19 protein-coding genes are annotated in these 25886 nt (G+C 69.5%); 8 read left to right on the top strand and 11 right to left on the bottom strand.

Translation table 11 applies throughout. The annotated features are described in order from the left end of the window. Position 1: 1 nt before the first annotated feature. The 4 genes from ACSQ2F_RS17755 to ACSQ2F_RS17740 all read right to left on the bottom strand — a co-directional run bounded on the left by ACSQ2F_RS17755 (position 2) and on the right by ACSQ2F_RS17740 (position 4704). Entirely contained in the window at positions 2–2353 is a 2352-nt protein-coding gene (locus ACSQ2F_RS17755) for a TonB-dependent siderophore receptor (RefSeq protein WP_436025229.1), read from the bottom strand. Positions 2354–2442: 89 nt separating this feature from the next. Beyond that, a complete protein-coding gene (locus ACSQ2F_RS17750) occupies positions 2443–3333 on the bottom strand; it encodes a FecR family protein (RefSeq protein WP_436025227.1) in 891 nt (296 codons plus the stop codon). Further along, complete coding sequence (locus tag ACSQ2F_RS17745; RefSeq protein WP_436025225.1) at positions 3330–3869, bottom strand: RNA polymerase sigma factor; 540 nt, start codon at positions 3867–3869, stop codon at positions 3330–3332. Before ACSQ2F_RS17745 ends, ACSQ2F_RS17750 begins: the two co-directional genes overlap by 4 nt. A gap of 223 nt (positions 3870–4092) precedes the next feature. Continuing rightward, a complete protein-coding gene (locus ACSQ2F_RS17740) occupies positions 4093–4704 on the bottom strand; it encodes a hypothetical protein (RefSeq protein ID WP_436025223.1) in 612 nt (203 codons plus the stop codon). A 250-nt stretch (positions 4705–4954) separates the two neighbouring features. Here ACSQ2F_RS17740 and ACSQ2F_RS17735 point away from each other — a divergent pair, with 250 nt between their 5' ends. The 4 genes from ACSQ2F_RS17735 to ACSQ2F_RS17720 all read left to right on the top strand — a co-directional run bounded on the left by ACSQ2F_RS17735 (position 4955) and on the right by ACSQ2F_RS17720 (position 9351). Further along, positions 4955–5197: a hypothetical protein gene (locus ACSQ2F_RS17735; protein WP_436025221.1), complete on the top strand. Its 243-nt coding sequence runs from the start codon at positions 4955–4957 to the stop codon at positions 5195–5197. Positions 5198–5207: 10 nt separating this feature from the next. Beyond that, positions 5208–5912, top strand: a complete 705-nt coding sequence (locus tag ACSQ2F_RS17730) for an extensin-like domain-containing protein (protein ID WP_436025219.1) — start codon at positions 5208–5210, stop codon at positions 5910–5912. Between the two features lie 222 nt (positions 5913–6134). Beyond that, positions 6135–8195, top strand: coding sequence for a PQQ-dependent sugar dehydrogenase (locus ACSQ2F_RS17725; RefSeq protein WP_436025217.1), 2061 nt, complete (start codon positions 6135–6137; stop codon positions 8193–8195). A 232-nt stretch (positions 8196–8427) separates the two neighbouring features. Next, positions 8428–9351 carry a class I SAM-dependent methyltransferase gene (locus ACSQ2F_RS17720; protein ID WP_436025215.1) on the top strand — a complete coding sequence of 308 codons (924 nt, stop codon included), beginning with the start codon at positions 8428–8430 and terminating at the stop codon, positions 9349–9351. Positions 9352–9408: 57 nt separating this feature from the next. On the opposite strand, the gene ACSQ2F_RS17715 is transcribed toward ACSQ2F_RS17720, so the two are convergent. The 7 genes from ACSQ2F_RS17715 to ACSQ2F_RS17685 form a co-directional block, all read right to left on the bottom strand. Beyond that, positions 9409–10590: a VWA domain-containing protein gene (locus tag ACSQ2F_RS17715; RefSeq protein WP_436025213.1), complete on the bottom strand. Its 1182-nt coding sequence runs from the start codon at positions 10588–10590 to the stop codon at positions 9409–9411. Then, on the bottom strand, positions 10587–12893 hold the full coding sequence (locus ACSQ2F_RS17710; protein WP_436025211.1) for a DUF5682 family protein: 2307 nt from the start codon (positions 12891–12893) through the stop codon (positions 10587–10589). The genes ACSQ2F_RS17715 and ACSQ2F_RS17710 overlap by 4 nt, the downstream gene beginning before the upstream one ends. Positions 12894–12902: 9 nt before the next feature. Continuing rightward, the gene (locus tag ACSQ2F_RS17705; RefSeq protein WP_436025209.1) at positions 12903–13994 is read right to left on the bottom strand and encodes an ATP-binding protein; all 1092 of its coding nucleotides are present in this window, start codon (positions 13992–13994) and stop codon (positions 12903–12905) included. A gap of 22 nt (positions 13995–14016) precedes the next feature. Next, the gene (locus ACSQ2F_RS17700; protein WP_436025207.1) at positions 14017–15546 is read right to left on the bottom strand and encodes a DUF5691 domain-containing protein; all 1530 of its coding nucleotides are present in this window, start codon (positions 15544–15546) and stop codon (positions 14017–14019) included. Further along, positions 15543–16871 carry an SWIM zinc finger family protein gene (locus ACSQ2F_RS17695; RefSeq protein WP_436025205.1) on the bottom strand — a complete coding sequence of 443 codons (1329 nt, stop codon included), beginning with the start codon at positions 16869–16871 and terminating at the stop codon, positions 15543–15545. Before ACSQ2F_RS17695 ends, ACSQ2F_RS17700 begins: the two co-directional genes overlap by 4 nt. Positions 16872–17041: 170 nt before the next feature. Beyond that, the gene (locus tag ACSQ2F_RS17690; RefSeq protein ID WP_436025203.1) at positions 17042–18262 is read right to left on the bottom strand and encodes a pectate lyase; all 1221 of its coding nucleotides are present in this window, start codon (positions 18260–18262) and stop codon (positions 17042–17044) included. A 382-nt stretch (positions 18263–18644) separates the two neighbouring features. Further along, positions 18645–19667, bottom strand: coding sequence for an AraC family transcriptional regulator (locus ACSQ2F_RS17685; RefSeq protein ID WP_436025201.1), 1023 nt, complete (start codon positions 19665–19667; stop codon positions 18645–18647). Positions 19668–19865: 198 nt separating this feature from the next. On the opposite strand from ACSQ2F_RS17685, the gene ACSQ2F_RS17680 reads away from it, so the two are divergent. From ACSQ2F_RS17680 to ACSQ2F_RS17665, 4 genes are all read left to right on the top strand, one after another. Further along, complete coding sequence (locus ACSQ2F_RS17680) at positions 19866–21599, top strand: AMP-binding protein (RefSeq protein ID WP_436025199.1); 1734 nt, start codon at positions 19866–19868, stop codon at positions 21597–21599. 119 nt (positions 21600–21718) lie between these two features. Continuing rightward, on the top strand, positions 21719–22930 hold the full coding sequence (locus tag ACSQ2F_RS17675) for an ABC transporter substrate-binding protein (RefSeq protein ID WP_436025197.1): 1212 nt from the start codon (positions 21719–21721) through the stop codon (positions 22928–22930). Between the two features lie 41 nt (positions 22931–22971). After that, positions 22972–24147, top strand: coding sequence for an isovaleryl-CoA dehydrogenase (locus tag ACSQ2F_RS17670; protein ID WP_436025195.1), 1176 nt, complete (start codon positions 22972–22974; stop codon positions 24145–24147). A gap of 127 nt (positions 24148–24274) precedes the next feature. Beyond that, the gene (locus ACSQ2F_RS17665; protein WP_436025193.1) at positions 24275–25882 is read left to right on the top strand and encodes a carboxyl transferase domain-containing protein; all 1608 of its coding nucleotides are present in this window, start codon (positions 24275–24277) and stop codon (positions 25880–25882) included. The last annotated feature ends 4 nt before the right edge of the window (positions 25883–25886 follow it).

The following is a 25886-nucleotide window of genomic DNA, read 5'->3' as shown; positions in this document are numbered from 1 at the left end:
CTCAGAAGCGATAGGCAAGCGTTGCCGTGGCTCGCCTGCTGTCACCGTACACACACCAGCCGCTGGAGCAGGCGATCGTTTCCTTGTCGGTCAGGTTGGTGACGTTCAGCCGCATCGTCCACGCACCGGTCACATAGCCCAGGAGGACGTCGTACGTCGTGAAGGCCGGCACCCCGGCCCGCGTGCCGTCCCAGTCGGTCGTGCTCCCGGTGTAGCGTGCGCCCAGTCCGATGTGCAGCCCCTGCACGCCGACGTTGTCCACCCGCGACCAGATCGCGGCCTGGTGGCGTGGCTGGTGGCTGACGGGTTGTCCCAGTTCGTCCGCGTTCTCGCTCCGGGTCACCCCGGCATCGGTGTAGGCGTATGACGCGATGACGTGAACGTCGCGGGCCACGCGACCTTTGCCTTCCAGCTCGAGCCCGCGGGAGCCGACCTCGCCCGTCTGAACCGACTTGGCAAGACCGACCCGGTTCTTCAGGACATTGCGCTGCACCAGGTCGAACAGGGCCGCCGAAGCCATGAAGCCGCCGCGCTCCCATCGCACGCCGAGTTCGAACTGCTCGCCTTCGGTGGGCTTGTAGCGAGCGTTCTCGATGTCGGTGCCGCTGACGGGTTCGAAGCTCTGGCTCCAGCTTGCGAAGGGGGCGAAGCCGGGCGCCAGTTCCCACACGACGCCAAGGCGCCCCGTGGTCGCGCCCGTCTTTTCCACCGCGCCGTTCAGTTCACTGCGCACCTCGTCCCGGCGCACGCCGGCCAGCGCCGTCAGGCCGCCGACCTTGACCTGGTCCTGCACGTACACGCCGATGCGGCGCTGACGGTCCTGGTCGTCCCACAGCGGAGCGAACGCGCCGGGCGCCGCCCCGTAGACGGGCTCGAACAGGTTCAACGGCCCCATTGAGGCAAGTTGCCAGACGCTGCCGATGTGGTGAAGCGAATAGTCGATGCCTGCCACCGCCTTGTGGCGGACCGAGGCGGTGTGGAAGTCGGCCTGGAGCCGCGTGTCGGTGCTGACGCCGCGGGTGGTTTCCAACTCGTCGAAGGCCCGCCGTTCGTAGACCCGGGGATCAGCCGTGCTCGGGCCGCGAAGGTTGCTGAAGCGCACGCGGTTCTCGCTGTCGATCCAACGAAGGCCGTGATGCACGCTGAGGTTCTCGGTGAACCGATGCTGGGCCAGCCAGCCGAGCGACGTCTGGCGCCCGTCCTGGCGATCGAAGTCGGGCTCGCCGACGAAACGGTTGCTCGGCAATTGCCCGGAAGGGCTCGGCTGCAGAGAACCCTCGACCGGGACACCCCAGATGTAGGCGGTGCGTCGTTCGGCATAGTGCGCCATCAGGGTGACGGACGTGGCCGCATCCGGGGCCCAGCGCAAGGAAGGCGCGACGTAGCGCGAGTCGTTCGGGATGTGATCGACCGAGGTATCCCCATCCCGAGCGCGCAGCACCAGTCGGCCCGACACGCCGTCCGAGGCCGCGCCACCCAGGTCGGCCGCCACGGCGCGGTGGGCGTGGTTGCCCCCTTCCACGAGCACTTCGTTGACATGATCCGCATGGGGCTGTTTCGTGACCACGTTCAGCACGCCCCCCGGCGCCGCGGCCCCGAAGAGGACGGACGCCGCACCCTTCAGCAACTCCACCCGCTCCAGTCCGTACGGCTCCTGCTTCCCGGTGGCCCACCCGGAGCCGCCCAGTTTGAGCCCGTCGCGGTACACGCCTCCGTTGCCGTCTTGAATGCGAAAGCCGCGGCTGTAGAGGACATCGAACGAGTTGGCATATCCCGGGTCCACCACGACGCCCGGCGTGTAGGCGAGGGCCTCCGTCACGCTCGTGGCCTTCTGGTCGGTCATCTGTTCGGCGCTGACGACGGCGATGGACTGCGGAGTTTCGAGCAAGGGCGTGTCCGTCTTGGTGCCGGAGCCGCTGCGCGTGGCCACGTAGCCGCGGACGGGGCCCCTCGCGGATTCGAGCGGTGCCTCGGCTTTGACGGTCACCGGGGGCAGCGTTGCCGTCACGTCGGCCCGGTCCGCTGCCTCCACCATGAAGGTTCGGTCGTCCACGGCTTTGAGCACGAGGCCGCTGCCCTGCAGCAGCCGTTCCATCGCGTCACGGGCACCGAAGCTGCCCTTGAGTGCGGGCGCAAGCTTGTCCCTCGCCACCGGCGCCGCGAAGACCACCTGAACGCCGGCCAGGCGAGCGAGCTGGTTGAGCGATTGGTCCAGTGCCTGGGCGGGCAGATCGACCGCAAGGGGCGCCTGGGCGTTCGCAGTCAACGCGAAGACCAGCGCGCCGGCCGCCAAGGCGAGCCGATGGCGACGCGCGCGACGCGGGCGGGCGGGGGTAGACGTGGTGCACGGCATGGGACGGGGCTCCGGGAGTGAGGGTTCCAGGGATGACGAATGGCCCATGCCGTCCCCCTACCTCCGCGTCGAAATAAATCGCGCTCGCTTCAGCGCGACCTGACGTCGACACTGCCGTCCGGCCGATGATCCACCGCAACGGGCAGGATGCGCGGCAGCAGATCCAGCAGGCGATCCGCCTCCGCCGTGTCGAACACGCCACTCACATGAAGCTGGCTTGCGGGCCCCGACTCGAGGCGGATCGGGCCCGTCCGGTAGCGCTGCAACTGGGTCAGCGCCTCCCGCAGCGGCGTGTCGCGGAAGACGAGTTGCCCCTGGGCCCAACCGCCGGCCGTGTCGTCCTGCGCGTCGAAGACGGCAGCGACGGGCGGCCCCATGGACCGGCGACCCACTTCCAACCGCTCACCGCGTTGCAGCACGGTCGGCGCACCCTCGGACTGGCCGCCGTGCCACACATGGACGATGCCGCGCCAGACGGTGACGTGCGTGGCGTCGCCAGCGTCGCCCGCATGCCGGTCGACATCGAACCGGGTCCCGACCACCTGCACACGTGTCGTGCCGGCCGCCACCGAAAACCGTTGCGCGGAATGGGCCACGTCGAACCTCGCGCGTCCCTGCGCCAGTTCCGCGTTCCGGCTCCGCACGTGCCACGACATCTTCAAGCGCGTGGCCGAGTCGAGCGTGAGCCGGCTGCCGTCCCGCAGGAGGACCTCTCGGCGCTCACCCACCGCGGTCGCGTGCGTCTCCTCATGCCAGGCCGGGTCGAGCCACAGGGCGCTGGCGATGACCATCAGCACCGCGCCGGCCACCGCAACCCCGGCACGTCTGGCGGTGCGTCGGGGAGGCTTTGCGGGGGGCATCGGGAACATGCGTTTCAGGCGCTCTCGCTCATCGTCGAGCATGTCGTCCAGCGACGCGGGCGCTGGTCCCCGCTCGTGGACAGCGGCGTCGAGAGGCGGCGTCGAAGGCTTGCGCTTCATGGTCGCGCGAGTGCCTCGCGGCACGAGGTGGTGCCGAGCCGCAGGTGCTTCTCCACGGTCTTGAGGGAGATGCCGAGGTGCGCGGCGACCTCGGTCTGCGTCATCTGGTGGACCTTGTGCAGCACGAACACATCCCTGCAACGGGGCGGCAAGGCCTCGATGGCGTGCGCGAGCCGGTGCAGTTGCTGGCGCGCCTGGAGCAGGCGGGCGGGGTCCGCGGTGTCATCGCGCCCGTCCGACATCGCCTCCGGGTCGTCAGCAGACTGAACCCAGCGGGCCCGGCTGGCCTCGACGCGATGCCGATCGATCGCCCGGCGAAGCGTGATGCTGCGCAGGAACGCGAGCGGTGTGTGAACCGGCTGGGGCGGCGGGCTCTCGATCAGTTGCACGCAGACATCGTGCACGACGTCTGCGGCGGCGGAGCCATCAGCGCCCCAGCGACGGGCGTGGCGGCGCACTTGCGCGACGAGCACGTCGTAGTGGCGCACGAGTGCGCCGAGCAGTGGCGAGGGCGGGGCATCCGAGAGCGCGCGCATGTTGCAGAGTGGGTCCGCCGGGAACTGCGAAAGACCCGGCCCGAACGTCTCGACCAATTGAGAATCGTTCGCATTCTACAAGGATGCGCGGCTCCGGGGTATCAACGTCCGACTCGGGCAGACCTGCCACTGGATGCGACGCTTGGAAAACACGCCGCAATGGCGATCCGCGCCTTCGGCGCCGCAACGAAAGGACGTGCGCTGCTGCGCCGCCGCCGGCCGATCACCGTTGCGCACGGCGGCGAAGGGCCGCCTGGCCGCCGATCACGAGGCCGAGCGCCAGGGCGCCGTAGGCAAGGGTCAACGACTTCCGGGAGAGGCGCTTCTCGAATCCCGGCGTCAGGCGGTCGGGCACCAGCTTGAAGTCGACCACAGCGGCCACCGCCGTGGTGACGGCCGCATCGGTCAGCACGCCGACCGCCGTGGGCCGCGCACGCCGAGCCTGCAGGAGCTCGAACAGCGCGCCCCAGAAGAACGCCGACGCATGGTGCAGCGCCTGCCCCACCGCCGTGTGCTTCCAATCGGCCTTGTCGACCTGCGCGGCCGATTCGCCCCAGACGATGTGGCTGGTGGCATTGAGCGGCGCGTAGGGCGAGCCGTTCTCGCGGCGCCCGAGCAGCATCAGGGCGGCCGTCGAGAGCAGGCCCGAGGCCACGCTTTCCATCGCCCACGCGCTGCCCGAAGCGCGCCCGACCACGAGGCGCTTCGCATCCGCCGCCGCGTGGCGCGCACGCGCTGCCAGTTCCTTGCGGGCGTGCGGACCGTCGAGCCCGGTCAGGCTTCCCGACGTGCTGTGACGTGCAGCGGGACGGGTCTCAGGGGCGAGGGTTTCCATGGCCATCTCCAGGTGTGATTCGGTGTGCATCCAGGGCAAGGGCCGTTCCGCCTCGATGCTGCGCTGCACGCGCCATCGCGCCGACGGATGCCGCCCTGGAGTGCTCGCGTCGAACGGTCTCAAGGCCGCTCGGCCGGGATCGCCGGTCCGTCCCGATGAGCAAACCGGCACGGACCGTTTCGGCAGCCGTTGCAAGACTCGGGCACGGCCGTTGCCACCCACTATGGCTCCGCCAACTTTTCATGCTGCCATGGACGCTTCACTTGGTACTCCAACTTCGTCGCATGCACCGGCCCTGGCGCCTCAGGCTGCTGAACTGGACGCCCGTCTGGGCAGCGCCTCCCTGCACGTGAGAGTCCACATGACTCCCGCGGGCCTGCTGGCGGTCGGCGGCATGGTGAGTGGCATCCTCCTGTCGGTGGCCGCGCTGGTCTGGACGGCCACGTCAGTGAGGCGACGCCATCCGATCGCCAGTGCATGGAGGCGACGTTGAGTCGTCTGCCGTGACGCGCGCCATCCTGCTGCTGCTCTTGACGGCGCTCGCCGTTGCGGTGGCACTTCGACTGACGGGATGGCGGTTGCCCGACCGTCACAACCCGTGGGCGCCGCTGGTGTTGTCGGAGCCGCCCAACTGGCTCACCCGGCACAAGCTGGCCCGCCTCGACGAACGGCCATTCACCTGCCGCGAGGTGCTCGCCGCGGCGGCGCTGCGCACGACGCCCTTGCCCGACCGGGACACCGGCGCGGGGGGCTCGACCGCCTGCGGTTTCCGCAATGCCGTCACCGTCAGCCGAACAGCGTTCGCGGTGAATGCGTCCTTTGCGTTGAGTTGCCGAAGCGCGGTGGCGCTCGCCTTGTGGGAACGGCATGTGGTGGCGCCCGAGGCGCTTCGCCTGCTGGGAAGCCCGGTGCACCGGCTCGACCATTTCGGCAGCTATGCCTGCCGCAACGTCTACGGGCGGAGCAGCGGGCGCCCGAGCCAGCACGCCACCGCCGACGCGCTCGACGTGTCCGGCTTCTTGCTGAAGGACGGCCGGCGCATCACGGTGGCGCGCGACTGGGAGGACCAGGGGCCGGAGGGCGCCTTCCTGCGCGCCGTGCACCGAGGCGCCTGCCGCTTCTTCGACGGCGTGCTGGGCCCCGAGTACAACGCCGCGCATGCCGATCACCTGCACCTGGACCGCGGGCCGTACCGCGTGTGCCGTTGACGAGGCGCTCATGATGACGTCCCGTTGTGCTTCGCGACACACCGCATCTCCCCCGCGGGACATGTTCCTCCCGACGACGGTGCCAGATGCCGTCGAGGGCCATTGCCGGACAATCGCCAGGTGCCACTGGCCTCACCACGCCCTGTGCCGACAGCGGCGCGAACGGGGCCTCGGGGAACGGTCCGCACTGCAACGACTCCACTCGACTCAAGGAGCACTCCGATGACGCTGACTTCGCTTGCACAGGGACATGGCTTTCGTTCGGTGACGCGCATGGCGGCGCTCGTGGCCGTGGCGATCGGCAGCAGCGCGGCGTCTGCCGCCCCGGCGCCGCTGGTGGGCGCGGGCAGTGGCAAGTGCCTGGATGTGCACCAGGGCTACAACTTCGCCGTGCAGCTCTACACCTGCAACGGAGGCGCCAACCAGCGATGGGAGTTCAATGCCGCCGGTGAGCTGCGCACACTGAACGGCACTCGCTGCCTGGACGCTCGCGGCCAGGGAGCGGCGGCCGGCACCGCGCTCGTGGCGAACGTGTGCAATGGCGCCGCGAGCCAGAAGTGGCGGCGCGGCAGCAACGGCGCCATCGTCGGGTTGCCGTCGAACCTCTGCGTGGATGTGAAATCGGCCTCTACCGCGAACCTGGCCGCGGTCCAGCTCTGGACCTGCCACGGCGGCGCCAATCAGGTCTGGACGGGGGGCGGGTCCACTACCGACCTGCAGCCCCCGAGCGTGCCGGCCAACCTGCGTGTTACCAACCTGGCCTGCCGCTCGGCCACGCTGTCCTGGTCGGCGTCGACGGACAACGTCGGCGTGGCGTTCTACGACCTCTACCACGACGGCCAGCTGATGACGACCGTGAGCGGCGGCACGCTGTCCACCTCGCTCACCATGGCTCCGGGCGTGCGCTGGGGGCTGTACGTGAATGCACGCGACGCGGCGGGGAACGTGTCGCAGGCCAGTGCCAGCCTGTATGTCGACGTGCCGCAATGCAGCGTCGACACGCAGGCCCCCACCCCGCCCACGGGCCTCTCCGGCACCGTCAGCGGCACGGCGGCCACGCTGCGGTGGACGGCGTCCACCGACAACGTCGCCGTCACCGCCTACGACATCTTCCGCAATGACGCGCGAGTGGGCAGCACCAGCGGCACCGCCTACACCGACAGCGGGCTGGTGCCGAACACCACCTATCGCTACCAAGTGGCCGCGCGCGATGCACAAGGCAATGTCTCCACCCGCAGCACGTCGCTCAGCCTGACGACCGCCGGGACGTGCAGCAGCGCCGTGTGCGCGGTACAGCAAGCGGCCACGGAGACGGACCTCCCCTGGGGGCTCGTCACCCTGCCGGACGGCAACGTCATCTACAGCCGCCGGGACGCGTTCGACCTCGTGCGGCTCAACCCGACGACCGGTCAGAAAACAGTGATCGGTCGCGTGCCCAACGTGCAGGGGACGGACGGCGAGGGCGGGGTCATGGGGCTCGAGGTGACGCCGGGCTTCCCCGGCAGCGATCCGTGGATCTACATCCTGCACACCTCGCCCACCGACAACCGCGTGGTTCGCATCCAGTACCGCAACGGCGCGCTCGACCTCGCCACCCATCAGGTATTGCTGACCGGCATCGGCCGCAACAAGTACCACAACGGAGGACGCCTGCGCTTCGGCCCGGACGGCAAGCTGTATGTCGCAACCGGCGATGCGCAGAACACCGCCTATGCCCAAGACATCAACAAACTCGCCGGCAAGATCCTGCGCATGAACCCGGACGGCTCACGGCCGTCCGACAACCCGTTCAGCAACCACGTGTGGAGCTACGGCCACCGCAATCCGCAGGGACTCGCGTTCGATTCGCAGGGCCGGCTGTGGGAGCAGGAATTCGGCAACGCCTCCCAGGACGAGACCAACCTGATCGAGAAGGGCGGCAACTACGGCTGGCCCAACTGCGAAGGCACGCAATCGCGGGGCGGCAGCGGGTGCGCCACGCCGGGCTACATCGCACCGAAGCGGACCTACGCCACGTATGACGCGTCATGCAGCGGCATCGCGATCGTGCGCGACGTGCTGTACGTCGCCTGCTTGCGCGGCGAGCGGGTGTACCGGCACGTGATCAGCGGCACCACCCTCACCAACTCGCAGGAGCTGTTCCGGGGCACGTATGGACGCTTGCGCACCGTGGAACCCTCACGCGACGGGGGCCTGTGGCTGACGACCACCAATCTGGGCGACAAGGACAGCACGGCGAACAACAGCAACGAGAAGATCCTGAAGATCGTGCTGGGGAACTGACCCGGGCCGCCGCCGCGGGCATTGCGCAGCGGTGGCGGCGCCGGACATCCATGTGTCGGCGCTGGTTTCGGCGGGATGCGCGCGCTCCCACGTCGACGCGCCGGCGCATCGCATCGGAAGGTCGGCGCGCACGGGAGGCCCGGTGGGCCACCGGGTGCGCGCGTCGGCCGGGGCCGGTCTCGGCTTGTCGAAGCGAATCGACGGCGAGCGCGCTGCAGTACGCTTGGCGCCCATGCAACCCCTCCTGGACGCCATCTCCTCCGCAGCTTTGCCCACTGACGCGCAGCGCATCTTCCATGGCCGCGGGGGGCTGCACCCCGGTTGCGAGCACTGGGTGCTCGATGCCTACCCACCCGTCTGGGTGCTGACGAGCTTCCAGCCCGCGACGGAGGACGAACTCGCCGCCATTGGCGCGGCGCTGGCGCAGCGCTGGGCGCAACTGGCACCGGGGCAAGCCCTGAACTGGGTCTACCAGTGCCGCCACGAAGGCCGGAGCCTCACCCGCGTGATGGCGGGCAGCGTGCCGGACCCGCACTGGGTCAGCGAGGACGGCGCTTCCTTCAAGGTGAACGTCGGCAGTGGCCAGAACCACGGCCTGTTCCTCGACATGGCCCGCGGCCGGCGCTGGGTCCGCGAGCACGTCGCCGCCCATCCCGGCGTTCGGGTGCTCAACCTCTTTGCCTACACCTGCGCCTTCTCGGTGGTGGCCCTGCAGGCTGGTGCCCGGCAGGTCATCAACCTGGACATGAGCCAGGGTGCGCTCGGCATCGGGCAGCACAACCACCGCTACAACGGCCTGACCGGCGCCAGCTTCATGGCCCACGACCTGTTCAAGTCGTGGGGCAAGGTCACGCGCAGCGGCCCGTACGGGCTCGTCATCGTCGACCCGCCGAGCTACCAGAAGGGCAGCTTCGTCGCGACCAAGGACTACGCCCGGCTGCTGCGCCGGCTCTTCGACCTGATGCTGCCGGGCGGACATGCGCTGCTGTGCCTCAACGCCCCGGAGCTCGGCACTGACTTCCTGAAAGACCAGGTGCGTGAGCTCGCGCCCGAGCTCGAGTTCGTCGAGCGGGTGGACAACCCGCCCGTGTTCGCCGACGTGTCGGACGAGCGGTCGCTGAAGGTGCTGGTGTATCGCGCGCCGCCGCTTGCCTGACGCCGGACCGGCAAAGCCGGGCACATGCCGCGAGGGCCGGCCCGACTTGCAGGGGCGTCAGCGGCGCGCCTTCGGGCTCGTGGCCATGCCCTGAGTGGCCGCCCAGGCCCCCACGTCATCGCGCCGGATCGCGGCGGCCATCAGGCCGGGAAACGCATCCGGCGTGCAGGCGAACGAGGGCACGCCGAGTGCAGCCAGCTTCGCTGCCAGGGCGTGGTCGTAGGCGGGAGCCCCCTCGTCGCTCAGGGCGAGCAGGGTGATGAACTGCACGCCGCTGTCGACGAGGGCGGCCGCCCGCCGCAGCAGGTTGTCCTCGACGCCGCCTTCGTACAGGTCGGAGATCAGCACGAAGATCGTGTTGCGCGGTTCGCGGATGAGCGACTGGCAGTAGCCGACGGCGCCGTTGATGTCGGTGCCGCCGCCCAGTTGCACGCCGAAGAGCAGCTCCACCGGGTCATCGAGCTCTTCCGTCATGTCGACGACCGCGGTGTCGAACAGCACGAGGCGGGTCGCCACGGCGGGCAGCGACGCCATGACCGCACCAAAGATGCTGGCATACACGACGGAGTTGGCCATCGAGCCGCTCTGGTCGATGCAAAGTACCACTTCGCGCTGGGGTCGCCTGGACTTGCGGCCGTAGCCATGCAGTGTCTCCGGCACGATGGTGCGGTACTCCGGCTGCCAGTGCCGCAGGTTGGCCCGGATGGTCCGGTGCCAATCGATCTCCGCATGACGTGGCCGTCGGTTGCGCTGACTGCGGTCGAGTGCTCCGCTCACCGCCGATCGCAGCGGCTCCTCCAGACGTTTCATCAGATCGTCCACCACCTGGCGCACCACGCGGCGCGCCGTGTCCTTGGTCCCGGCGGGAATCACCTGCGACAAGGCCATCAGGTTCGCGACCAGGTGGACGTCGGGCTGCACGGTCTGCAGCATCTCGGGCTGCAGCAGCATCTCCCGCATGTCCAGGCGCTGCAGCGCGTCCCGCTGCATCACCTGCACCACCGAACTGGGGAAGTAGCGGCGGATGTCGCCCAGCCAGCGCGCCACGCCGGGGGCGGACCCGCCACGACCGCCCCGCCGGTCCCGCCCGGCCAGGCTGCCCGGTCCGGAGAGGTCGTAGAGGGCCGCGAGGGCCTGGTCCATCTCGGCCGCCGGCCCGGACAGGCCGCCGCAGGCGGCTTCAGCCTCGCTGCCGAGGGCCAGGCGCCATCGCCGCAGCCGTTCGATGTCGTCGTTCATCCTGGCACTCCGAGAAGTTGGCGCAGCAGCGCAAGGGGCAGCACGGCGAGCGTGTCGTCCCAATCGGATTCGGCTGCCGAAGCCGTCGTCCCGGCGGACGCGCCACGTGCGGCGCGTTGGCCGAGGTCGCGTCGCTCGCCGGGCCCGAATGCCGAGAAGGTGCGGCGGACCAGGGGCAGCACGCGCACGAAGTGATCGTCGCTCAAGCCGGCAAGCCAGCCGTCGACCAACTGCCACACCGCCGGGTCGTGCAGCAACACGACGGCATTGCGGTTCACGAAGCCGTCGAGCCAGGCGGCGGCCTTCCCCGGATCGTTGCCCGCCGAGAGGTGAAGCGAAAGTGCGGCGGCGGTCTGGTCGGGTTGCCATTGGCCGCTGTCGCACAGCAAGCGGGCGGCTACTCCCTGCAGCAGTTCATGGGCGCCGGCGGTCTGCGCGAGCTGTCCGAGCGCACGGCGCCAGGTGGCGGTCTGGGCCTCGCCGTCGCGCAGACCGATCGCCGCGTGCGCCGCCAGCAGCCGGCTGCGCAGCGCCTCGGCCGCGTCATCGTCCACTGCCGAACACGCGAGGGGCAGGCCGATGGCGGCACGAACGATCAGGCCGTCCAGCACATGGCCCACCAGCGCGGCGTCCGTCTGCCGCACGTTGCCGTAGCGGAAGACGTTGGCCAGCGGGGGCAGGGCGCCCAGCAGCTGCGGCGTGTCGCCGGTGAGGGCGGCGCGGTCCTCGAGCGCGCGTGTCGCGGTTTCGACGGCGTCGCCAAGGTCTGCCAGCAGCGCACGGTCCACGAGGGCGGACAACTCCGAAAGCGATTCACTGTGCGCGCAGCGGTCGGCCACGCGTGCCGTCGCGGCCAGTGCGAGGGTTTGGCCCCACTGGCTGCACTCGATCAGGCGCAGGGTGAATTCCGGTTGCCATTGCAGGGTCCACACCTCGTGGAAGGTGCCCCGGGCGGATTGGCCCACCTTCGCCACGGTCCCCCAGGGCACGTCCAGCAGACCGAGCCGGTGAAGCAGGTGACTGCGGGCCAGGTCGTTGGTGTTGCGCAGGTCGAGGTCGAGAGTCTTTTGCAGCGCCTCGGGCTTGAGGCGCAGTGACTTCTGCGCGCGTTCGACATCGCGTTGCAGCGGCACGGTGGGCACGTCGGGCGGCACGCTGCCCAGGCGGTCACCGATGACGAGGGCCTCGTCGATGAAGCGCAGTGCGGACTCGTCACCCATCGTGAGCACGGTGCGGGATGCCTCGTGCAGTTCCTGGAGGCCGGGTGCCGTTCGGTCGCGCAGCGCCGCAAGGGCCTCGGCCAGCCGGGTCGCCTCGATCAGGTGGGCGGAGGAGCAGTCGAGGTCGCGCTCCCGCATCAGCCGGGCCACACGGGCGAGCCAGCCGACGGCGCGTTCTCCGGGGCGCCCGTGGGTGGACCACAGGTGCTCGTACCAGCCGGGTGACTGGATGCCCGCCCCGTAGCCGCTGGCCCGGGCCAGGTGACGGTAGGTCCAGGGCACCCAGGTGGTCAGGACCTTCACCTTGGGCAACCCTTTCAGCAGCGCCGCATCCGTCCGGGCCGGCACGGTCGCCCGGAGGCCGCCCAGGTGCCATGCGCCGCACACGACCGCGATGCGTTCGAACCCGTCCTTGACGGTGGCTCGCACGCACTGGCGCATGTGCGCCTCACGCAGCGCCTCTTCGCGTGCCTTCGGATCGTCCTCTCCACGCTCTCCCAAATCGGAGCGCAGGCTGGTCATGGCTTCGGCAATGGCGGCGAACAGCTCTTCGCCGTCGCCCCGCTCCTCGACCATGTAGTTCCACCAGGCCTCGCCGTCTGCATGGCCGGCGGCCCGCGCGAGCCAGGTCAGCGGATCGTCCGGTGGCGGTGTGCCGGCCTCGGACGCATCCTCGGCCGGCGCGTCGGCATCCGCCTGCGCATCCGCCTGCGCATCCGCCTGCGCATCCGCCGCCGCCGCGCGCGCCGCCTGCGTCAGCGCCAGGCCGTGGGTCACCGGCAGGTCGATGAAGCGCACCGGCACGCCCGCGGACGCCGCCCAGCGCAGTGCCTGCCATTCCGGCGAGAACTCGGCGTACGGGTGATAGACGGCCAGGCCCGGTTCGTCGGGGCAGTGGCTCAGCAGTGCCACCGGCGGCTGCATGCCTTCTGACAGCACGAACTGCAAGAGGCCGTCCGCCTCCGGCGGTCCTTCGATCAGCACACAGTCCGGCCGCAAGGCCTCGAAGGCGTGCAGCAGGCTGCGGGCGCTGCCCGGCCCGTGGTGCCGGATGCCGAACCAGTGGATCGGGTTCGCGGTCATGTGCGCGCGTCAGTCCAGGTCACGGAAGGCGCGGTACAGGTCCTTCCAGTCCGTGCGTTCCTTCACCACTGTCTCGAGGTACTCGTTCCAGACCAGCTGGTCCTGCACCGGGTCCTTCACCACCGCACCGATGAGGCCGGACGCCATGTCATGCGGGCGCAGCACGCCGTCGCCGAAGTGACCGGCGAGCGCCATGCCGCTGTTGATCACCGAGATCGCCTCGGCGGTCGACAAGGTGGAAGAAGGCGACTTCACCTGCGTCTTGCCGTCCTCCGTCTTGCCGTTGCGCAGCTCGCGGAAGATCTGCACGATGCGGCGCACTTCCTTCAGCGCCGGCGGCTCGGCCGGCAGCTGCAGCGAGCGGCCCATCTCGGCGACCCGCTTCACCACGATGGCGACCTCGTCCGCTTCGCTGGCGGGCACGGGCAGCACCACCGTGTTGAAGCGGCGCTTGAGGGCGGCCGACAGCTCGTTCACCCCCTTGTCGCGGTTGTTGGCCGTGGCAATGACGCTGAAGCCGCGCACGGCCTGCACCTCGCTCCCCAGCTCCGGAATGGGAAGGGTCTTCTCCGACAGCACCGTGATCAGGCTGTCCTGCACGTCGGCGGGAATGCGGGTCAGCTCCTCCACGCGGGCGATGCGGCCCGTTCGCATGGCCTGCATCAGCGGGCTGGGCACCAGCGCTTTCTCCGAGGGTCCGTTGGCCAGCAGCTGCGCGTAGTTCCAGCCGTACCGAAGCTGCTCCTCGCTGGTGCCGGCCGTGCCCTGGATCAGCAGGGTGGAGTTGCCGCTGATGGCCGCGGCCAGGTGCTCGGACACCCACGACTTGGCCGTGCCCGGCACGCCGTAGAGCAGCAGCGCCCGATCGGTGGCGAGGGTGGCCACGGCGATCTCCATCAGCCGAGGGTTGCCAATGTACTTGGGACTCACCTCGAAGCCGCTGTCGAGCTTGCCACCCATCAGGTAGCGCACCACGGCCCAGGGTGAGAGGGCCCAGTTTTCCGGACGGCTGCGAGAGTCGTCGCGGCGCAGGGCCTCGAGTTCCTCGGCGAACTGCTGCTCGGCGTGCTGGCGCATCACGGGGGTGGGGGAGGTGGTCATGGAATCCTCGTTGATCAGTGCATCAAAGCGTTTGGAGGGCACGGCGCAGGAAGATCACCTGGGCGACGACGTTGAGCGTTTCAGCTTCGCCGGGCGTCTCGTCGGACGTTCGTGGCAAGTCGGCCAGGGCAGCCAGTGTCTCGGGGTGAAGGGCGCAACAGAGGTCGATCAGCAGGCTCCGGGCGCGGTAGTCGTTGGCCAGCAGGCCGGCCTGGAGTCGCGGGCGCAGGGCAGTCGCCAGCACGCTGGAGAGGGTGGGCGACAGGGCATCGCCAACCGGCCACGCGGCGAGCACCTCCGCCAGCACGTCGACCAGGGCGACGTTCGATGCCTTCAGCTGGCGAAGCCAGTGCGCCTCCCGCGCCGGGGCCGGCAGGAGTGCGAGGACCGCCCCCGGTCCGTCGCGCCACAACCGGGCGGGCCAGTTCGCAAGGAAGGCCTCGCACCACTCCGGCGGCGCCGTGGCATTCAGCACATCGCGCCACCCGCGCAACAGGGCCTCGCTCCAATCGGTGTCGTCCGCCCAGTTGCGCAGTTCGGCGGCCGTGAGGCCGGTGTGCCGGTTCCACCACGACAGGGGCACCTGGCGCACCAGCTGATACAGCCACCAGGCCCGTTCGCCGAGCGACTCGTGCGTCGGACGGTTGGCATCCACCTGATCGTCCTTCCAATCAGAGGCAGCACCCTGCGGAGCGTCCACGGTCCAGCGGCTGCCGAGCAGACCCCGCTTGCGGCCGATCAAGGCCTCGAGGCGCGCCGCCGCCCGCCGGGGATGGGCCGCATCGGGAAGGCGCAGGAGCATGCCGAGTGCCACCTGCCGCACCTCTCGGCTGCGGTCGGCCCGGAGCTGGTCGAGCAACGGTTCGTCTTCCAGGGTCAGGGACGAAGCGAGCACGCCCGTGAGCTCGGCCCGTTCCCTGGCCGCGAGCTCCGGCAGGGCAGCAGCCAGGCGTGCGCGCGCGGCCGCGGGGTCGGCACGCCGTTCGGCCAGCAGGAAGGCGCGGCGCTGGTCGAGTGAACCGTCGGTCCAGGCAGCGTCCTCGCTGGGGTCTCCGGCCACGCCCGCAGCGAAACGCCAGCCGTCGTGCTGGCTGGCGAGCCAGGCGCCTCGTTCGCCCAGCACGGGCGCGAGTCGCGGACGAAGCGCCACCGATCGGCGCGCGGCATCCAGCGCCTGCGGGAGCAGCGAAGGCGGGAGGCGCAGGCCGGCGCGCGCCAGCGCCAGGCAGAACTCGTGCTGCAAGCGCGCCGGGCCGTCCTCGAACAACCAGCCGGCCGGGCCGAGCCATGCGCCGGCGATCAGGGGTGGGAGCGTGTCGATGGGTGCTGGCGCGGGCAAGGGCGATGCCCACGGGAAACCACGACTTCCCGCAAGGCCGCAGACCGCGAGCACCGCGGCCGACCGCAGCACCGAGGCGGCGGCGTCCGGCGTCGCGGCTTCCGTGATGAGCCGGCCGACCTCACCGGTCCAGCGGGGCAGTGGCGCGGTCTGGCGATCGGTCCCGATCATGGCGACCGGCAGCAGGGTCGACCACGGCGTGGTGCGGCTCATGCCGGCCTCCTCGACCAGAGCGGTGGGTCGTCACCGGCCCAGGCCGTCAGGGGCGTGAGGGTCTGACCATCCCATTCACCCATCACGCTCACCGGGTGCCCACCACTGACGGCGAGCAGCGACCAGGCGTCGGCATCCATGAGCCGCAGGCTGAGGGCTCGGCCGTCGGTCACGGCGTACAGGTGATCGCCATCGCGCAAGATGACGGCGGCGTGGAGGACGAGGGGATGCAAGGCGTTCCAGGGGCAGGCGGCGACGCGGGTTGCGATGCCGCGCCATTCGCCCGCGTTGTCCGTGGCGGGCCACCGGGCCGCGCCCGCGGGGCCGACGGTGTCGGGCGTGGCGACGCGCAGGGCCGCGGCTCCGGGGTAGAAGGTCAACACCGCGTCCACCGCGGTACCTGGCGTCCACGCGGTCTCGAAGCCCTGGCCGGCGAATGCATGTTCGAGGACCCATGCGCGTCGGCCGAGGCGCTCGCCGTGCAGCCACACGCGCCGCTCGGTGAGCTTCGCGTCGCGCAGTTCGGTGGTAACGCCAAGCACCGTCCAGCGATCGTCCACGGCTTCGCCGACCGCCAGCACGTCGGCCTTCTCGAACGGCCAGCCGGCCATGGTGCGCAGGTCGGCCTGCACGTGGGCCGGCAGTGTCTCGCGGCGCTGAAGCGCTTCGCAGGCGAGTTGCAGCAGGCCTAGCCGGTGCAGCGTCCGCTCGGGCCAGTCGGGCGAGGCGCCCAGGCCGTCGGCTGAGTCGCGCAGGCGCTGGCCGAGGCCGGGCGCCTGGGCATCGACCATGCGCGCTGCCATCGTTCGCCATGCGCTGGTGTCGGTGGCATCGCCCGCGCCCAGGCCCTGGGCCATGCGGTCCGCGAGCCAGCGCTGCAGTTCGGCGGCCGCCGTGGTGAGGCGCGCCCAGCGCTGCGTCTCGCGTGCCAGTGCCGCGGCGGGATCGACCGGGGCGGCGGCCTTCTCGGCCACCTTCTGGTCCTTCTTCTGAGCCTTGTCGGCGCGCGATGCAAGCCATTCGGACACCCACGCGGGTGGCGTGGTGGACGTCAGGGCCGATCGATCCTGCGCCCGGATGAGCATCAGGGCCAGGCCATGCTTGCAGGGAAACTTGCGGCTGGGGCAGGAGCATTTGAACGCGGGACCGGACAGGTCGACCTGCGTCTGATACGGCCGAGCGCCACTGCCCTGGCATTCGCCCCAGACCGACGATGCGTCGCTCCCCAGCAACGGCCATTGGCCGGTGCTCGTCAGGCCGCGTGCGGACTTGGCCGAGGCGGCGTCCGGCGCGAGCGCCAACACTTCATCGATGGTCAGCACCATGCTGGCCCTCCCCGTCATTTTCTGTTCTGGCGGGAGTCTAAGGGAGGATGGTGTCGGTCTCGCGGGTGGCGCGCGCCGGGCGGATCCGGTCTCGAAGGGGCGGCATGTCGCCGCCCCTCCACGGCGTGTGGCGCCGCGCTACCGAGCGGCAGCGCGGCACAGCCGGTCGATCACTTCACCCCGCAGCTCGCATACTTGCCGCCGGCGTAGCAGACCTGCTTCACGTTGACGAGTTCGGCGTTGGACAGCGCGAAGGTGCTCTTGTTGCAGTCCGAGCGGAACACCGCCTCCTTGAAGTTCGTCAGCTTGGCGCGGTTCACCGTGACGTGGACCGGGTAGCACTTGCCGCCGTTCTCGCGGAAGAGCTTGCTGGCGCCGTTGACGACGATGTTTTCCACGTTGAACGTGGTCGGTGCGTTCAGCTGGAAGAACTTGTCCTCGGCGCTGGCGCCGGTGAGGTTGCGCAGGGTCACCCGGGCGGCCGCCTTGACGGTGAGGGCGTCTTCGCCGACGTCGGTCCAGGTGACGTTGTCGACCGTCGCGTCGCCGTGGATGTGGACGCCATCGGCGCCGTTGTTGCCGATGATCACGTTCTTCAGCACGCCACCCTTCTCGACCCGGAAGACGGGCGGCTGGCCTTCGCCCTGGCCGCCATCGCCGAAGGAGGGGTTGAAGGTCTTGCAGCCGCCGTCGAAGGTCTCGCCCGGCTGCACCACGCGCGTCTCGCTCAAGCTCACCGAGCCGGTGGACCGGCAGCTGGCGCCAGTGGCGCTGCCCGTGGTCGGGGGCGGTTCCTCGCCACCCGGCTCTTCGCCGCCGGGGCCTTCGCCGCCGCCATCGGGCGGCGTCGTGCCGGCCGCATAGACCTCGAATTCGGCGATGCGCGGGACGGCGCTGGCTTCGTCGATGAACAGGTCCAGCTTGCTCGAGCTCACCGCGTCGAAGCTGATCACCTTCTGGGGCCCGAGCGTCGTGCCGGACGCGAGGAGTCGGCCGCTGCCGTTGTCGACCAGGCGCCAGCGCCGCACGGTCGAACTGATCTCGTCGACGAGCACGGTCCCCACGCTGGCGGAAAAGCCCTTCACCGAAATTCGCTGGCCGCTCGCCGAGGCGGGCTGCCAGTACGTGTCGCCATTGGCGTCCACCACGCGTCCGTAGCTCGTGCCGCCGCCCTTGCTCGACCCGTCGGCGGCCGTGGCGAGGTTGACCCCGGACGTGACAACCGCCAGGGCCGCCGCGCTCACGCCCGCGCCGTCGACGTTGGTCACCTTCTGCGCGTCGCTTGCGCTTTCCACCGTTCCGTCGCTGCCGCCGCCGCCACATGCGGCCAGCGTGGCCACACAGACGACCGTCATGGCCAGATGGCGAATTCCGTTCATTGCTTGCTTCATCGGTTTCCTCCTTGGATGCGGAATGCCCGTCGCCGGGCGCGTTCCGGTGGGAGGTCGTCAGGTCTTTTCGAGGTCGTACAACCTTGAGCCCTCGAACGACCTCATCACCGTGGGTGCCGACCGGAATGGCCGGGAGCCGCATTGAAGCTGCCGGGCTACAGGCGGTCAAACGTCGTCATCTGTACTTCGATCAGCAAATCGTCAATGCGTCGCTGTAGCGTCTGGATTGGTTGTACGACGACGGACATGCGCAAAACCGAAGCAGATGACACAGGGTTTGCGATGAGGCCAACTCCCTAATTTGAAGTCGTTTGCAGCCCAATCCCTGCAGGGCTCAGGGTCTCGGCGGGCCCCACCCCGCGGTGGTGCGGACCGTCCGCGTTCAGGCGCCGGCGCTGGCGCCCGAGGGCAGCTTGCGCCGGTACTCCGTGGGAGTCTCGCCCGTCCATTGGCCGAAGGCACGGGTGAAGCTCTTCTCGTTGCGAAAGCCGACCGCCAGCGTGATCTGCTTGATCGACCGACGGGTGCGTGTGAGCAGGTCGATCGCGGTGTCGCGCCGCACCTGGTCCTTCAGTGACTGCAGCGAGACGCCCTCGTCCTTGAGTTGCCGGTGCAGCGTGCGCACCGACATGTTGAGGGCGCAGGCGAGCGTGTCGGCGGTCTGGTGCATCGGCAGCAGTTCCCGCACCCGCTGCACGAGCAGCCGGTCACGGCGGTACTGCAACACCGTCAGCGGCAGCGCCCGGCGCAGCATCGCGCGCAGCGCCGCTTCGTCGCGCCGGATGGGCAGCCGCAGGTAGCGGGGCTCGAAGCTGATGCTCGTCACCGCTGCGTCGAATCGCACGGGGCCGGGAAACATGAGGGCGTAGGCCGCGTGGTGCGGCGGAGGGACATGCGCGAACGAGGCATCGAGCAAGGGGATGGCCGAATCGGTGGCCCAGCAGGCGTAGCCCAGCACGTAGCGGAGGAGGGTGAGCAGGCAGAACTCGCGCATGCGCGGGTCGATGCCGCGGCACTCCTCGATGGTCAGCTCGGCGCGCTGCGCCGAGACCTGCAGGCGGAGCTGCACGTCGTCGACGAGCAGCCGGTGATGCCGGCACCAGCGCTTGAGCGCAACCCCGAGGTCGGGCGCACCGAGCGACGCGCGGCACAACATGCCGTAGCTGCCCCAGGGCAGTCGCCGGCTGAACCAGCCAAGGGCCTCGTCGTCCAGCTGCCGCATGGCCGCTTCCGAAAAGACCTCCATCTGGGCGGCGGTGATGCGGGCGTCGGAGCGCTGCAGCTGGCGCGGCGTGATCCGTGCCCGGGAGAGCGCGTCGCGCGGGTCCTCGCCATGCTTGTCGAAGGCCAGCACCATCGCGCGGATGAAGGCCATCGGGGTGGCGGCGATCGAGGTTTGGGCCATGCGCCGAAGTCTGCCTGCGCGTGGCACGATCTGCAACCAATCTGGCACACCCCGCGCCGCGGACGCTCTACCCTTGCGGCTCCGGCGACGCGGCGCTGCACGGCATCAGGGTGAACCCTCGAGCCCCCTTGTCACCGCTGCAGACGACGCGATGATCGTGCGGTTGTCGATGACCTTGGCGAACCCACAGGAGGCGAGATGAGCGAACCCATCAACGCGAGGCAGGACCGTTCCATCGCGCCGCGCGACGGCATGTCCCACGTGGCCGGTGCGGCGGAACCCGCGCTGTCCGGCGTCACGATCTTCGGTCTGCTCGAGGCGGCCGTGGCGCAGTGGCCCGAGCGACCGGCCGTCGTCTTTCGTGAGCAGGGCGTGCGATGGACGTGGTCGGCGTTCCAGCGGGAGTGCGATCGCTTCGCGGCCGGTTTGCTGGCGCTCGGCCTGAAACGCGAGGACCGGCTCGGCATCTGGTCGCCCAACCGGGCCGAATGGCTCATCGCGCAGTTCGCGACGGCGCGCATCGGCGTGATCCTGGTCAACATCAATCCGGCCTACCGCCTGGGCGAACTCGAATACGCACTCAACGCCTCCGGTTGCCGCGCGATCATCGCGGCCGAGCGTCTGCGCACCTCCAACTACCTGGAGATGCTGCAGACGCTGGCGCCGGAACTCGAGCGCTGCGAGCCGGGCCAGCTGCAGGCCCGGCGCCTTCCGCAGTTGCAGTTCGTCATCCGGCTCGGGCAGGAGCGCACGCCTGGCATGTTGAACTACGACGATGTCCTGCGCGCGGGCGATGGCGGATTTGACGTGCAGGGGCTCGCCGCCATCAGCGGCGCGCTCGATTGCCGCGACGCCATCAACATCCAGTTCACCAGCGGCACCACCGGGAACCCGAAGGGCGCCACGCTCACGCACCACAACGTCGTCAACAATGGCCGTTTCGTCGCCAGGGCCATGGAGCTGACCGAGCGCGATTCGCTGTGCATCCCGGTGCCGCTGTACCACTGCTTCGGCATGGTGCTCGCGGTGCTGGCCTGCGTGTCGACCGGCTCCCAGATGGTCTTCCCGGGCGAGGTCTTCGACCCCGGTGCGACGCTCGCCGCGGTGCAGGCGGAACGTTGCACCGCATTGCACGGCGTGCCCACCATGTTCATCGCCGAACTGGACCACCCCGACTTCGCGAGCTTCGACCTCACGACCCTGCGCACGGGCATCATGGCGGGCGCCCCTTGCCCCATTGAAACGATGAAGCGGGTGATCTCGCAGATGCACATGCGCGAGGTCACCATCGCCTACGGCATGACCGAGACCAGCCCGGTCTCGTTCCAGAGCTCGACGCAGGATCCGCTGGAGCGGCGGGTGTCGACGGTCGGGCGCGTCCAGCCCCACATCGAGGCCAAGGTGGTCGACATCGGCGGCGCCGTGCTGCCGGTCGGCCAACCCGGTGAACTCTGGGTGCGCGGCTATTCGGTGATGCGCGGCTACTGGGGCGACGAGCAGCGCACCCGCGAAGCGGTCGTCGACGGCTGGATGCGCACCGGCGACCTCGCCACGATCGACGCCGAGGGCTACTGCAACATCGTCGGCCGCCTGAAGGACATGCTGATCCGCGGGGGCGAGAACATCTACCCGCGCGAGATCGAGGAGTACCTGTTCCGGCATCCGAAGGTGCAGTCCGCCCAGGTGTTCGGCGTGCCCGATGCCAAGTATGGCGAGGAGGTCTGCGCCTGGATCGTGGTCAAGCCGGGCGAGCAGGTCACCGAAGACGAGATCCGCAGCTTCTGCAAGGAGCAGATCGCTCACTACAAGGTGCCGCGCTACATCCGCTTCGTGCCCGAGATGCCGATGACGATCACCGGCAAGGTCCAGAAGTTCGTCATGCGCGACCAGATGATCAAGGAGCTACAGGTCGAGCCCTCGCGCACCGCCTGAGTTCAAGCGCCACCTGCCGCGGCGTCCGCGCCGCGGGAATGCCCTGCCTTGTTCCGCCATCCCATCCCTTGCGCCCGCTGCCGCGGCCCTTCTTCCGGTTTTCCACTGAGGTATTGCCGATGAACACCAGACGCTCCGCCACCGCCGCTTTCGTGGCCCTCGCCCTTGCCAGCGCGCTGCCCGCCCAGGCGCAGGTCAGCGCCGACGTCGTGAAGGTGGGCCTGCTCATCGACATGAGCGGCTCCTACTCCGACCTGGCGGGACCGGGCTCGGTCATCGCCGGTCGGATGGCAATCGAGGACTTCGGCGGCAAGGTGCTCGGCAAGCCGATCGAACTCGTCGTCGCCGACAGCCAGAACAAGGCCGACATCGCCTCCACCAAGGCGCGCGAATGGTTCGACACCGGCAATGTGGATGCGGTGCTCGACCTCGTGCCCACCAACGTCGCGCTGGCCGTGATGGAGGTGGCCGCGCAGAAGAACAAGATCGCCGTGGTCGTCGGCTCGGCCTCCACGCCCATCACCAACGAGAAGTGCACGGCTACCAGCATGCACTGGATGTACGACACCTATTCCAGTTCCATCGGCGTGGGCCGGGCGCTTGCCAAGAAAGGCAACGACACCTGGTTCTTCGTCACCGCCGACTACGCCTTCGGCAAGGCCCTCGAGAAGGACGTCAGCGACGTGGTGGCCGCGGCCGGGGGCAAGGTGGTGGGCGCCGTCCGGCACCCGCTTAACGCGCAGGACTTCTCCTCCGTCCTGCTGCAGGCGCAGGGCTCGAAGGCGAAGGTGGTGGGGCTTGCCAACGCCGGCGGTGATGCCGTCAACGCCATCAAGCAGGCGAGCGAGTTCGGCCTGACGCGCAACCAGATCGTGGCGCCGCTCCTGCTCTTCATCTCGGACGTGCACAGCCTCGGCTTGCCCGCGGCACAGGGCCTGTTCCTCACCGAAGGCTTCTACTGGGACCGCAACGAGCAGACGCGAGCCTGGTCCAGACGCTTCTTCGAGAAGCACAAGCGCATGCCCACCATGGCCCAGGCGGGTGTCTATTCGGCCGTGACGCACTACCTGAAGTCGGTCAAGGCGGCCGGCACCGATGGCACCGACGCCGTCCTGAGGAAGATGCGCGACACGCCCGTGCAGGACGTCGTGATTCCCGACGGGAAGATCCGCGAGGACGGTCGCCTGGTGCACGACATGCTCCTGCTGCAGGTGAAGAAGCCCGCCGAGTCGAAAGCGCCCTGGGACTACTACCACGTGCGCGACGTGATTCCCGCCGACCAGGCCTTCCGGCCGCTGGCGCAGTCCGCCTGTCCGCTCGTCAAGAAGTGAGGCGCCCGCGCCGGCCGTCCATCCATCGCAAAGGACTTTCCATGACTCAGCTTCCCGGACTCAACTTCAACCTCGGAGAGACCATCGAGATGCTGCGCGACACCGTGCGCAGCTTTGCCGCGGAGGAGATCGCGCCACGCGCCGCCAGCATCGACCAGGACAACCTCTTCCCCGCCGACCTGTGGAAGAAGCTGGGCGACCTTGGGCTGCACGGCATGACGGTCAGCGAGGCGTACGGCGGCACGCAGCTCGGCTACCTCGCCCACATGATCGCCCTTGAAGAGGTGTCGCGCGCCTCGGCGGCCGTGGGCCTGTCGTACGGCGCGCATTCCAACCTCTGCATCAACCAGATCCACCGCAACGGCAGCGAGGCGCAGAAACAACGCTACCTGCCGCGCCTGGTGAGTGGCGACCATGTGGGCGCGCTGGCGATGAGCGAGCCGAATGCGGGCTCGGACGTCGTCAGCATGAAGCTGCGGGCCGACCAGCGCGGCGACCGCTATGTTCTCAACGGCTCCAAGATGTGGATCACCAATGGGGGCGATGCCGACACGCTGGTGGTGTATGCCAAGACCGATCCGACGCAGGGTGGCAAGGGCATCACCTCCTTCATCATCGAGAAGGGCTTCAAGGGCCTGTCGTTCGGCACCAAGCTCGACAAGCTCGGCATGCGCGGCTCCAACACCTACCCCGTCTTCTTCGAGGACTGCGAGGTCCCCGAGGAGAACGCGCTGGGCGGCGTGGGGCAGGGCGTGAAAGTGTTGATGAGCGGCCTCGACTACGAACGCGCCGTGCTGTCCGGCGGCCCGCTCGGGATCATGGCGGCCTGCATGGACGTGGTGCTGCCCTACGTGCACGAGCGAAAGCAGTTCGGCCAGAGCATCGGCGAGTTCCAGCTGATGCAGGGCAAGCTGGCCGACCTGTACACCACCTGGCAGGCCTGCCGTGCCTACGTCTACGCCGTGGGCCAGGCCTGCGACCGGGGCGACCACGCGCGCACGCTGCGCAAGGACGCCGCCGGTGCCATTCTCTATGCCGCCGAGAAGGCGACGTGGATGGCCGGCGAGGCCATCCAGGTGCTGGGCGGCAACGGCTACATCAACGACTACCCGACCGGGCGGCTCTGGCGCGACGCCAAGCTCTACGAGATCGGCGCCGGCACGAGCGAGATCCGCCGCATGCTGATCGGCCGCGAACTCTATGGCGAGACGGCGTGAGCCGGTTCGCCCGGCCGGCGCCTTTCCCCTGGCCCACGGCCGTTCATCGCCGCACGGACCCCGACCCGATCGCCACACGACGTAATCTCGAGGCACTGGCCTCATGCCCTCGGCCCCGGAGCCCCCCATGCAGATCCTGAAGACGTCCGTCAACCCGCGCTCGGAGGAATTCCGGGCCAATGCCGCCGCCATGCGCACGCTCGTCGACGACCTCCGCGCGAAGGCGGCGCAGGTGGAAGAGGGCGGTGGCGCCGCGGCCCGCGACAAGCATGTCTCGCGCGGCAAGCTGCTGCCGCGCGACCGCGTCACCCAGCTGCTGGACCCGGGCTCGCCCTTCCTCGAGATCGGCCAGCTCGCCGCCCATGGCCTGTACGACGGCGAGGCGCCCGGCGCCGGCATGATCGCCGGGGTCGGCCGCATCCAGGGGGTCGACTGCATGGTGGTTGCCAACGACGCCACGGTGAAGGGAGGCACCTACTTCCCGATGACGGTGAAGAAACACCTGCGGGCGCAGGAGATCGCCGAGCAGAACCACTTGCCCTGCATCTACCTGGTCGACTCCGGCGGCGCGTTCCTGCCCAGGCAGGACGAGGTGTTCGCCGACCGCGACCACTTCGGCCGCATCTTCTACAACCAGGCCAACCTCAGCGCCAAGGGCATTCCGCAGGTGGCCGTGGTGATGGGCTCATGCACCGCGGGCGGCGCCTACGTGCCGGCGATGAGCGACGAGACGGTGATCGTGCGCAACCAGGGCACCATCTTCCTCGGCGGGCCGCCGCTCGTGAAGGCGGCGACCGGTGAAGTGGTGACCAGCGAGGACCTGGGCGGCGGCGACGTGCACACCCGCATCTCGGGCGTTGCCGACCACCTCGCCGAGAACGACGCGCATGCGCTGCTCATCGCGCGGCGCATCGTGGCGAACTTCAACCGCCGCCGGCCTGACACCGTCACGCTCGACGCGAGCGAGGAGCCGCTGTACGACCCGCAGGAGATCCACGGCATCATCCCGCACGACACGCGCAAGCCCTATGACGTGCGGGAAGTCATCGCGCGCATCGTCGACGGCTCGCGCTTCGACGAGTTCAAGGCCCGCTATGGCGCGACGCTGGTCACGGGTTTCGCGCGCGTGTTCGGCATGCCGGTCGGCATCGTCGCCAACAACGGCATCCTGTTCGGCGAGTCCGCCATGAAGGGCGCGCACTTCATCGAGCTGTGCTCGCAACGCGGCATCCCCCTCGTGTTCCTCCAGAACATCACCGGTTTCATGGTGGGCCGCAAGTACGAGAACGATGGCATTGCCAAGCACGGTGCCAAGATGGTGACCGCGGTCGCCACCACCCAGGTGCCCAAGGTCACGATGCTGATCGGCGGCAGCTTCGGTGCCGGCAACTACGGCATGTGCGGTCGGGCGTACTCGCCGCGCTTCCTGTGGATGTGGCCGAACGCGCGCATCAGCGTCATGGGCGGGGAGCAGGCCGCGGGCGTGCTGGCGACGGTGCGCCGCGAGGGAGTCGAAGCCCGGGGCCAGGCCTGGAGCGCCGAGGAGGAGGAAGCGTTCAAGGCACCCATCCGCGCGCAGTACGAAACGCAGGGCCACCCCTACTACGCCACGGCGCGCCTGTGGGATGACGGCGTCGTCGACCCGGCGCAGGCGCGGCGCGTGCTCGGCCTCTCGCTCGCCGCGGCACTCAATGCGCCCATCCCGCCGACGAAGTTCGGCATCTTCCGCATGTGAGCCG

The sequence above is a fragment of the Rhizobacter sp. LjRoot28 genome (assembly GCF_964253025.1).
GTDB lineage: Bacteria > Pseudomonadota > Gammaproteobacteria > Burkholderiales > Burkholderiaceae_C > Rhizobacter.
Note: the sequence above shows the minus strand (reverse complement) of the source record. Positions and strands in the feature narration are given on the sequence as shown.

Excerpts from the sequence above, each read along its gene's own strand:
- ACSQ2F_RS17720 (WP_436025215.1), top strand. The coding sequence starts at position 8,428 with ATGCAACCCCTCCTGGACGCCATCTCCTCCGCAGCTTTGCCCACTGAC.
- ACSQ2F_RS17670 (WP_436025195.1), top strand. The coding sequence starts at position 22,972 with ATGACTCAGCTTCCCGGACTCAACTTCAACCTCGGAGAGACCATCGAG.
- ACSQ2F_RS17690 (WP_436025203.1), bottom strand. The coding sequence starts at position 18,262 with ATGAAGCAAGCAATGAACGGAATTCGCCATCTGGCCATGACGGTCGTC.
- ACSQ2F_RS17685 (WP_436025201.1), bottom strand. The coding sequence starts at position 19,667 with ATGGCCCAAACCTCGATCGCCGCCACCCCGATGGCCTTCATCCGCGCG.
- ACSQ2F_RS17745 (WP_436025225.1), bottom strand. The coding sequence starts at position 3,869 with ATGCGCGCGCTCTCGGATGCCCCGCCCTCGCCACTGCTCGGCGCACTC.
- ACSQ2F_RS17695 (WP_436025205.1), bottom strand. The coding sequence starts at position 16,871 with ATGGTGCTGACCATCGATGAAGTGTTGGCGCTCGCGCCGGACGCCGCC.
- ACSQ2F_RS17710 (WP_436025211.1), bottom strand. The coding sequence starts at position 12,893 with ATGACCGCGAACCCGATCCACTGGTTCGGCATCCGGCACCACGGGCCG.
- ACSQ2F_RS17725 (WP_436025217.1), top strand. The coding sequence starts at position 6,135 with ATGACGCTGACTTCGCTTGCACAGGGACATGGCTTTCGTTCGGTGACG.
- ACSQ2F_RS17700 (WP_436025207.1), bottom strand. The coding sequence starts at position 15,546 with ATGAGCCGCACCACGCCGTGGTCGACCCTGCTGCCGGTCGCCATGATC.
- ACSQ2F_RS17665 (WP_436025193.1), top strand. The coding sequence starts at position 24,275 with ATGCAGATCCTGAAGACGTCCGTCAACCCGCGCTCGGAGGAATTCCGG.
- ACSQ2F_RS17735 (WP_436025221.1), top strand. The coding sequence starts at position 4,955 with ATGGACGCTTCACTTGGTACTCCAACTTCGTCGCATGCACCGGCCCTG.
- ACSQ2F_RS17740 (WP_436025223.1), bottom strand. The coding sequence starts at position 4,704 with ATGGAAACCCTCGCCCCTGAGACCCGTCCCGCTGCACGTCACAGCACG.
- ACSQ2F_RS17675 (WP_436025197.1), top strand. The coding sequence starts at position 21,719 with ATGAACACCAGACGCTCCGCCACCGCCGCTTTCGTGGCCCTCGCCCTT.
- ACSQ2F_RS17750 (WP_436025227.1), bottom strand. The coding sequence starts at position 3,333 with ATGAAGCGCAAGCCTTCGACGCCGCCTCTCGACGCCGCTGTCCACGAG.
- ACSQ2F_RS17755 (WP_436025229.1), bottom strand. The coding sequence starts at position 2,353 with ATGCCGTGCACCACGTCTACCCCCGCCCGCCCGCGTCGCGCGCGTCGC.
- ACSQ2F_RS17715 (WP_436025213.1), bottom strand. The coding sequence starts at position 10,590 with ATGAACGACGACATCGAACGGCTGCGGCGATGGCGCCTGGCCCTCGGC.
- ACSQ2F_RS17680 (WP_436025199.1), top strand. The coding sequence starts at position 19,866 with ATGAGCGAACCCATCAACGCGAGGCAGGACCGTTCCATCGCGCCGCGC.
- ACSQ2F_RS17705 (WP_436025209.1), bottom strand. The coding sequence starts at position 13,994 with ATGACCACCTCCCCCACCCCCGTGATGCGCCAGCACGCCGAGCAGCAG.